Consider the following 9,884-nt stretch of genomic DNA (forward strand, 5'->3'; position numbering starts at 1 on the left):
TGGGAAGAGCTCACGGTGTTCTATGAGTTCCCTCTGGAGATCAGGAAGATTATCTATACCACAAACCTTATCGAGAACCTGAACGGGAAAATAAGAAAGTACACCAAGAACAAACTTTCTTTCCCAACAGACGATGCCGTAATGAAATCCGTATATTTGTCTGTACGCGAAGCAACCAAAAAATGGACAATGCCTATCAGGAACTGGGGCATCATTTTAAATCAGTTCCTAACGATCTATGAAAAAAGGGTCAGACTTTAAAAAGTCTAACCCCTGTTATTTTAAACTTACACACTTAGCGGGATAGTGTCCATTATTCCCATAATTCCTAATATTAAATCAAGTGCAAAAACAATCGCTTAACTTTTCTTTGTTTTGATTTTTTTAACAATCTATAGCTTTCACTTATAAAACTTATTTTAAACCACTTACGTTAAGATAAATGCTGTTTCTTTATCATAAAACCCAATTATTGTTTATAAAACATAAAATTATATTAATATTAAATTAAAAATTTTAATTATATTTCACCCATATTAATTACCTTACAACTAATTAATTACTTATTAATTAACCATAGTTTAACGATTTATTTTAAGAGTTTCATTTTGTTTCAACATTACGAAACCCACTAAATAGGGCGTTAAGCTAATTTTTCACTAACATTAAATTATTAACCAAAATGAAACAATTATGAGAAAAATTATGCTTTTATGTCTTGCAAGTTTGATGACCACACTCATGTGGTCGCAAGCGTTTGTAGACGAAAATTTCTCTGGAGGAGTTCTACCTGCCGGATGGACAAACAACGACCTTAATGAGTCAGGCCAAATATGGGAATTTGACAACCCTGGTAATAGATCAGCCAATTCACCTCTTAGCGCCCCTTTCGCTATTCTTGATAGTGATAACTATGGAAGTGGTGGAATACAAAATGCGGCATTGGAAACACCCGCTTTTGATGCTTCTTCAGCTACATCCGTTTTTCTTGACTTTGATTATTATCACAGACAATGTTGTGGTGCTACAATCTATGTTGAGGTATTTAACGGTGCTTCTTGGATCGAAGTACACAGTGAGTCATCATCATCTGCAAATCCTGCGCATTTAACCCTAGACATTACTACAGCTTTGGCTGGTGCAACGAATGCTCAAGTACGTTTCCGATACACTGGAGATTGGGATTATTATTGGATTATTGACAATGTAAAAATTGCTCCACCTCCGTCTTGCCTACAACCTACAGATTTGGTTGTTGCAAGTGTAACCACAAATACTGCTGACATTTCATGGACAGCGGGCGATGTTGAAACCGACTGGAATGTTTCTTGGGGAACCCCTGGATATACACCAGGCCTTGATGATGAAGGGACAGATATTGTATCGACGACACCGGCGTACCAAATTACTAGTCTAGATGCTAATACTGAGTATGAATTTTACGTACAAGCCGATTGCGGTGGTGATGAAAGTACTTGGTCAGGACCAGTTAGTTTTACAACTGCTTGTGATGCTTTTGGGGATTTTACTGAAAATTTTGACAGTACCACTACTTCTATGGTTCCTAATTGCTGGAATATCCTAATGGAAAATTCAACTAGTATTTATGCATCGGTTAGTGTTGAATCAAATTCAAATGCTATTTCCGCTCCAAATGACTTTCAATTTTATAATTCAGGTGATAGTTCAGCAGAGTATTACTTAGTCTCTCCAATCCTGAATAACTTAACCATAGGAGATCATCAATTATCATTCTTTTATCAAGGGGTGGCATCTGGTGCGTCTTTAGTTATTGGAACTATGAGCGATCCTTCTGATGCAGCTACATTTACAGCCGTTGAAACTATAAATACAACTGCTAATTATGACGAATATACTGTGTTACTTAATCAAAGTTATTCAGATAGTCATATAGCTTTTAAGGTTATATATTCAACTACTTATAATACAGTTTATCTAGATAATGTTAGTTGGGAGCCTATTCCATCTTGCCCAGCGCCTACAGCTCTAACAGTTGATTCGATAACAAGCAACACAGCAAATATTTCTTGGACTGCTGGCGGTTCTGAAACCGACTGGAATATTTCTTGGGGACTTCCTAGTTACACGCCAGGAACTGATGATAGTGCAAACACAGAATTTTTTCAAATTACAGGTTTAGATGCTAACACTGAGTATGAATTTTACGTACAAGCCGATTGCGGTGGTGATGAAAGTACTTGGTCAGGACCAGTTAGTTTTACAACTACTTGCTTGGCTGCGGATCTTCCGTTTACTCAAGACTTTGAAAGTGTAACCGTACCAAATATTCCAAACTGTGGTTCCTTAGAGGTTAATAATGGTAATGCATGGGCAACCTTCAGCACCACCTCTTATGGATTTAATGGAAAAGTATTGAGATATTCTTATCATTCTGGAGGTGATGCAGATTCGTGGTATTTCACGCAAGGAATTAATTTAAATGCCGGTGTGGATTATCAGATTTCATATCAGTATGGAAATAACTCTACCAATTATACAGAGAATTTAAAGGTTGCTTATGGGCTGTCTGCAAATTCCGCTGCTATGACTGAAGATATTGCAGATCATACAATTAGCCTTAGTGGCTCGGAGGAAAATGAGGCTACTTTCAATGTATCTTCTGATGGAATTTATTATTTTGGATTCCAATCACACTCAATTTCAGGTCAATTTTATTTATACGTTGATAATATTAATATCAATACTGCTCCGTTATGCACTGCTCCAACAATGACGCTTGCAGCGCAAGATGCTAGTGGAGACCCAATTACTTGTTTAGATGCAGGTGGCGAATACTATGTACTAGCTACTATTTCTGGTGGATCTGGAAATACTTCCTACAACGTTTCGGCAAATAGTGGAACTCCTGTTGAAGTAACTGCTGATGGCTCTACAGTTTTTGGACCTTTTGCCCGAGGAACTGATGTTAGTATTACAGCTACAGGTGTACAAGATGGCGATTGTAGTGTTACAACTGCTATTAATTCACCTGTTAATTGTCCTCCTGCCAATGAAAATTGTGCTGGAGCAATAGCTTTGGATTGCAATGCTACCCCAGTAACTTATTCTTCTAGCGGATCAACCGCTGTTGCCCCATCTGGATGTTCAATAGGCAAAAATGGACTTTGGTTCTCATTTGTAGGTACCGGTGCGGATATAACAATTAACTCTTCCGCTACTTTTGATCACAAAATGTCAATGCAAACTGGGTCTTGTGGAGAATTATCTTGGATTGATTGTAAAGACGGTTCTACCGGTGCTGAAACTTATACAATTACAGCTTCTGTAGCGGAACAAATGTATTATGTATATGTTGCTCATTGGAGTGGCACAAGTACCACTACTGGCGATATTACAATAAGTATTGATTGTGCTGTTGTACCAGATTGTACTGCACCAACATTGGCTCTTGCAACGCAGGATGGTGAAGGTGATCCAATAGAGGGCTGTGTAAACACAGGAGTTGAGTATTATGTACTGGCAACTCTTTCAGGCGGAGAAGGTAATACTTCTTACAATTTGACTGCAAACAGTGGAGATGCAGTTGAAGTAGCTGCGGATGGTTCCGTAGTTCTTGGACCATTTATGGCAGGAACTAATGTTAGTGTAACTGCTGAAGGAATTCAAGACGATCTTTGTAGTGTTACAGAAATTATTGCTTCTCCTGCAATATGCCCACCTTCAAATGATGATTGTGGCGGCGCAATACCTCTAGTTTGCGGTGAAACAATTACAGGTAGCACCACAAATGCAACAGCATCTGGATTGTCAGCTACTTGCGGTAGTTATACCTCAAGTTCAGCACTCGACGTATTTTACACATTTGAAGCAGATGGTACAAGTAACTATATTGTTTCTTTAGATGCAGCCCCTGGAAACACATTTGATGGAGTTCTTTTTGTGTATTCAGGTACTTGTGGAAGCCTTACAAGCTTAGGATGTTCAGATTCAGGTAACCCTGAAACAATGGAACTCGAAGCGCCGGCAGCAGGCACTTACACTGTAAGACTCTTTAGATATTCAGGAACAGGAGACTTTACGTTGAGTCTAGACTGTGTTGCGCCAGGATTCGTATATGAAGGTGGTGTTTGGACTCCAAGCGACCCTAGTGTAGATGCAGGTCCAACAGATGATATTTTTGTTGTAGATGGTGTAACAAGCTTTACTTCAGCTATGGAAGTGAACAACATTACTGTAATGAGCGGCGCAACCTTAAACGTTGAAGGTACGCTAACAATCAACGGTGATATCACCAACGATGGTAATTTAGTATTCGTGAGCAGTGCAACGGCTAATGGAGAGCTTGCTGCGGTACCTGGAACATCAACTATTACAGGAGACGTTACAGTTGAGCGTTATATGAAGGCAAAACGTTCTTACAGGATGGTGAGCAGTGCGGTTACTACTTCAACATCTGTTCACGACAACTGGCAAGAAGGAGCTATTAGCAATACTGACAATCCAAATGCTGGTTTTGGTACGCATATTACAGGAAGCACCGCAGACCAAATGAATGGTTTTGACGGAACTATTACCGGAAACCCTTCTATGTTTACTGTAAATGTTGCTGCTCAAATGTTTGAAGCAGTTACAAACACTGATGTAAATACATTGGTAGCAGGTGAACCGTACTTATTGTTTGTACGTGGCGATAGAAGTATTGATTTAACTGATGATCTTGCCGCTGGTGAAACTGTGCTTCGTGCTACTGGTTCATTGGTTACAGGTACTCAAACTCAAAACTATGCCACTTCAAATGCAGGGGATGTTTTAATGTTCGGTAACCCTTACCAAAGTGCGGTAGATGTTAATACAGTTTTCGCTGCTTCTACCAACCTGAATACTGGATATTACTATGTATATGATTCAGAGCTTGGAGCTCACGGATCGTATGTTACCGTAATGCTTCCTGGAGGAACTAACACTTCTGGTTCTGTTGCCAACCAATTCTTACAGCCTGGTCAGGGTGCGCAAGCAGCTGCCTTAGCTGCGGGTGCAACTTCGGTTGTATTTGATGAAGCAAACAAAGCACCAGGGAATTTCACTTCAACAAGCCGTCCAGTGTCAGCTAATGATATGTTGACAGTACAGCTATACACTACTGAAAACTTCAACAATGGAGGACCGGTACACGATAGCTTCGGAATTATATTTGCTGAAGGAAATGACAATGGACTAACGGCCGTTGATGCTGTGAAGCCAATGAACTTCTACGAAAACTTAGGTGTTAACAACAATGGAACATACTTAAGTATCGAACAACGAGCGTTGCCACAAGCTGCTGAAGTGTACCCAATGTACTCAACAGGTTATACTAAGTCTGATTACACTTTGAAGGTTATTGTTGAAGGTTTGGAAGCTAGCTTCCTTTACTTAGATGATCACTTCACTGGTACAAGCATCTTGTTAGAAGCTGGAGAGAATTCTTACAGCTTTAGAGTTGACGCTAATGATCCTTTAAGCATTGCTACAGATCGTTTCTCAATTAGAACAGAGCAGCGTTTAGGTGTTGATGACAACAGTTTATTAGCTGGCATCAGATTGTTCCCGAACCCATTGAATGGAGATACATTCTACATCAATGCACCAAAATTAAACGGGGAGCAATTATCTGTTAGCATTAACGACTTGACAGGAAGAAACATCTATGAGCAAACCTTAGACTGCCGTGCAAACACTGTAACAGTACCAATAGGAGATAATATGTCTTCTGGCGTGTACTTAGTTACCTTAACAAATGGTGGTGAAGCTCAAACTTATAGATTGATAAAAGAGTAATAACCTTAAAGCAAAAGTTATATGAAAACTAAAACAAATAGTATGAAGACAAATAATAGAACCACGAATAAAAAAGTGATGCTACTATTGACAGGACTCTTGCTCGTAGGTAGCTTAACCGCAAATGCGCAGATAGGACTTCCAGGTGGAGATCCAAATATTCCAGATGCCCCTATAGACGGGTTCTTGAGTATTGGTCTTATCGCTGGAGCCTGTATTGGCCTGCGTAAGCGGATAAAAGGACTGAAGGAATAATACTCCGATAGTCTTGAGCATTAATTTCAAAAATGTTCGCAATTAATTAAAGAGTGGGATCCAAAATTGGGTCCCACTTTTTTTTTAAATTGTTCCTATCAATCCACAACAAAACCTCATCATTACACCTCTACCCCATTCTTCTTTTAGGCTTGCTGAATTATTACAAAATTTAGATGGAAAAACTAATTTCACCCAAACCACTTAATAACAATTAACTTTCCTTCGTATTACTATCAGCTAATTCTATTTTATTAATTTATATGAGTTTGTACAGTTCAGAGAAATTAAGAAAAGTTAACGGTAAGACTATTTAAACTCCATATGGTGTTGCTACATTTTATATAATAAAAACAGTTTAATTAGGCTTTAAGTAAGCGCGTAATATCTAGGTTCAAACAGCTAGTTTAAAATATAGGGTTAACCCCTAAAGATTCCATAAACATTTACCTCAAATTTGTAACATCTAAAAACGACTGTACAATGAATTATGAATCGAGCAAATGAGAGGGAAAAGCTAGTCTTTATAGTATTATACAGCAATCTATTTATCTAGCCGACGTAGGGGGATGTCGGCTGGAAAATAGATGTTCTAACTTTGTAACGAATCTTCCCGCTGTCTGTGGAAAAGAAGCATTTTCAAAATAAACAAGGGTTTGAACTAATTATTAGTTTTATATATTTGACAAAATCCAATCCGATACCTTCAATAATTGAATTACCTGAAATAAATGGATAAGCACTTAATGATAAAGTCTTTTATATGAAACAACTAACTACTCTATTTCTCGCCGTTCTTTGTTCTTTGCTTTCGCTAAGCTGTGAAAGTTCTTCTGAACAAGAAATAACGAAGGAAGCAGAAAAAGATATGGAAGCGTATCGACATTCACTTCCGGGATATGAATGGCTTGAAAAAAGTAGGAATTATCACAATGAAGTTTATCAAGACAGTGCTTTTTATCATTTCAATCATCAGATAGAAAACAAAAATTATGAAAATGCGGCTCATTATTTAATCGCTTATGGCAGTGCATTAGATGGCAATATGCACTATGATAGTGTCTATTTCAATACTGCCGAAACCTTCTACAACGAGCATTTAAATGAAATTAGTGGTGAATCTAAAAGTCAGTTATGCTATTATTTAGGCTCGCAAAGTTCTTTTATAAATGACATGACGCCTAGTATTGAATGGTTTAAAAAAGGTATTACAATTTCCCCACAATCCAAATCGCATAAACAGATTATTGGGTTTACAAATTTTTCATTAGGACAAAATTACTCGCGACTTCGCGACTTTGAAAACACTGAAAAACATCTAATTGAAGCCTTGCGTATTTTTGAAGAAATAGGCGACAGAACCAATCAAGGTACCGTTTACCTAATGCTTTTCAGCGTTTTCGATAAAACGAACGCATTAGACGAAGCCGAAAAATACTTAAAAAAAGGCTTGCAAATAGTAAAAAGTCAAGGCAACAAGTCTCTTACCTTTTCTGCTTACTCATTCTACGTTAACTTTAATATTTCGAAGGCAGATACCATAGGGGCAATTAAATATATTGACTCTATGGCTATTCACGCCAAAACTTATCCAAATCTACATAATTATCACAAAGCGCTTTTAAATCAACTTGTAGCTTTTAAACACATTGCGCAAAGAGAGGAAACGGAGGCCTTAGAATATTTGAAAATAGCGAAAGATATGACGGACCAAAGCGGCAGTCCAGATCTTCAAATGAGAACGCTTTTTCAAGAAATTATGTTTGCGGAAATTTTTGACAAACCTCTACAGAACCCCGAAGAAGCAGAGAAATTCTATAACGACCTAGCTGCAGAAGAAGACCCTAACATACAATATATGATCCAATTAGGAACTGGATTATTTACCTATTACAGTAAGAAGGGAGATTATAAAAAAGCAAATACCTACGCTAATTTCTTACTAAACAATCGAGACAAAGAATCGAAAGAAATAATATCTGGAAAGCTATTTGAACTAGAACGAAAATTTAAAACTGAACAAAAAGAAAATAAAATCCTAGTTCAAGAAAAACAGTTAGAGTCGCAAAAACATACAATAATTGCACTGGGAGTAGCTGCCATATTTTTAATTCTAATCTTTTTGATGATTTTAATTTGGAATAAAAACCGAAGTATCCTAAGAGAAAAGCAACTCGCAGACAACTTTACCTCATTATTATTAAGCAAAACTGAAGATGAGCGTAAACGAATTGCCTCCGATTTACACGACAGTGTGAGTAATGAACTTGTTAATTTACGCCATGCACTTGAGGGCAATAATTTGAGTTTTAAAGCAAAAATTGATTCTATTTTAGAAGAAGTAAGAACCATCAGTAGAAACCTAAGCCCTACTCTATTTGACAAATTAGGGTTGAAAGAAAGCGTTGAACAATTAACCCATCGCGCTCAAAACCAGCATAGTTTTTTACTAACTTCAGAAATAGATTATAACCAATCATTAAACCATGCTGTGGAGTTGCAATTATATAGAATAATCCAGGAAGCGACTACCAATATGATGAAACACTCCGATGCGCTAGCAGGCAAAATAACCATTACCGAAGACGCCAAATTTGTCTATGCCGAAGTGAAAGATAACGGAAAGGGATTCGATGTAGACAAAATGTTGGAAAAAGGAAACTGCTTTGGTTTATTAAATATTACCGAACGCACCAAACATATTAATGGTTCAGTTAATTTTAAATCGAATAAAACCGGAACGATAATCAAAATTTCGATTCCCAAATAAAAACAAGTTTTATGTATTTTGTAATAGCAGACGATCATCCACTTTCACTCTTAGGTACACAGGTAATACTTGAAGGAATGGGACATGTTGTATTAGAAAGTCATAATAACGGTAGAAATGCTTGGGAAGCAATTAAAAAATTAAAACCTGCCTTTGCAATTCTAGATATTAGTATGCCCGTAATGGACGGCTTAGAAGTTGCTGAAAACGTAAGACTTCATCAATTATCGACTAAAATAATTCTATTAACTTCACACAAAGAAAAAAGCGTTTTTAACAAAGCAGAAGAGCTAAAAATAAACGCATACTTACTAAAACAATATGCTTTAGAAGAGCTAAAAGACTGCGTTAAACATTTAATGACTAATGAAAACTACTATAGTCATAGAATGAAATTTGAATTAGAAACAGATTTAGATTATCAAAAAGGAGAGATATTAGACAAATTAACTTTTTCTGAAAGGAAAATTTTTGAGTTAATAGTACAACAAAAAACCACTAAAGAAATTGCTGAAATGCTTTTTTTATCTGGTAAAACGATCGAAGCCCATAGAGCATCAATTATACGAAAACTAGGAATAGAATCTGATAAAAATGCGCTTTTGAAGTTTGCCGCAAAATTCTACAATCCGCAATAGCACACACTGGTAATGTATTATCATTAATAAATTTAACACCACAAGAAAGTTAAATTACATAAAGAATCATTTAAAAATTTTCAGACACTAGGGACTATCTCATAAAGTGTGTTAGTTAAAAAAATAGCGGGGGCCGGCCCCCGCTATTTTTTTAACTAATTTTAAATTTTTACACATTATGAAGAAAGATGATTTAATTTCAGATGATTTTCTGAAGCAGTTCAAAACCCACGAAGAGCTCACGGGCTTTTTGAAGCAGATCCAGAAACGTGGTATCGAAAAGATGCTCGAAGGTGAGCTCGATAGCCACCTTGATTACGACAAGTACCAAAAGTCTACTGACGCTAATGTGCGCAACGGTCACACCAAGAAGAAAATAAAAACTTCCTTTGGTGAATCCGAGATTGCCGTCCCCAGGGATA

General features: G+C 37.1%; 6 protein-coding genes. All 6 read left to right on the forward strand.

What is annotated here, in order from left to right:
- On the forward strand, positions 1 to 261 hold a 261-nt coding region (locus tag BLW28_RS15140; RefSeq protein WP_143036917.1), incomplete at its 5' end, for a transposase.
- 432 nt (positions 262 to 693) lie between these two features.
- On the forward strand, positions 694 to 5,799 hold the full coding sequence (locus BLW28_RS15145) for a fibronectin type III domain-containing protein (RefSeq protein ID WP_083540880.1): 5,106 nt from the start codon (positions 694 to 696) through the stop codon (positions 5,797 to 5,799).
- Positions 5,800 to 5,841: 42 nt separating this feature from the next.
- Positions 5,842 to 6,054, forward strand: coding sequence for a hypothetical protein (locus BLW28_RS15150; RefSeq protein WP_143036918.1), 213 nt, complete (start codon positions 5,842 to 5,844; stop codon positions 6,052 to 6,054).
- A gap of 763 nt (positions 6,055 to 6,817) precedes the next feature.
- A complete protein-coding gene (locus tag BLW28_RS15155; protein WP_073222185.1) occupies positions 6,818 to 8,824 on the forward strand; it encodes a sensor histidine kinase in 2,007 nt (668 codons plus the stop codon).
- Between the two features lie 11 nt (positions 8,825 to 8,835).
- Positions 8,836 to 9,462, forward strand: coding sequence for a response regulator (locus BLW28_RS15160; protein ID WP_073222181.1), 627 nt, complete (start codon positions 8,836 to 8,838; stop codon positions 9,460 to 9,462).
- 178 nt (positions 9,463 to 9,640) lie between these two features.
- Positions 9,641 to 9,884: transposase (locus BLW28_RS15165; protein WP_177165881.1), on the forward strand; the 244-nt coding region annotated here is incomplete at its 3' end.

The organism is Aequorivita viscosa, assembly GCF_900106795.1.
Lineage (GTDB): Bacteria > Bacteroidota > Bacteroidia > Flavobacteriales > Flavobacteriaceae > Aequorivita > Aequorivita viscosa.

Coding starts and splice junctions, on each gene's coding strand:
- BLW28_RS15145 (WP_083540880.1), top strand. CDS start 694: ATGAGAAAAATTATGCTTTTATGTCTTGCAAGTTTGATGACCACACTC.
- BLW28_RS15160 (WP_073222181.1), top strand. CDS start 8,836: ATGTATTTTGTAATAGCAGACGATCATCCACTTTCACTCTTAGGTACA.
- BLW28_RS15155 (WP_073222185.1), top strand. CDS start 6,818: ATGAAACAACTAACTACTCTATTTCTCGCCGTTCTTTGTTCTTTGCTT.
- BLW28_RS15150 (WP_143036918.1), top strand. CDS start 5,842: ATGAAGACAAATAATAGAACCACGAATAAAAAAGTGATGCTACTATTG.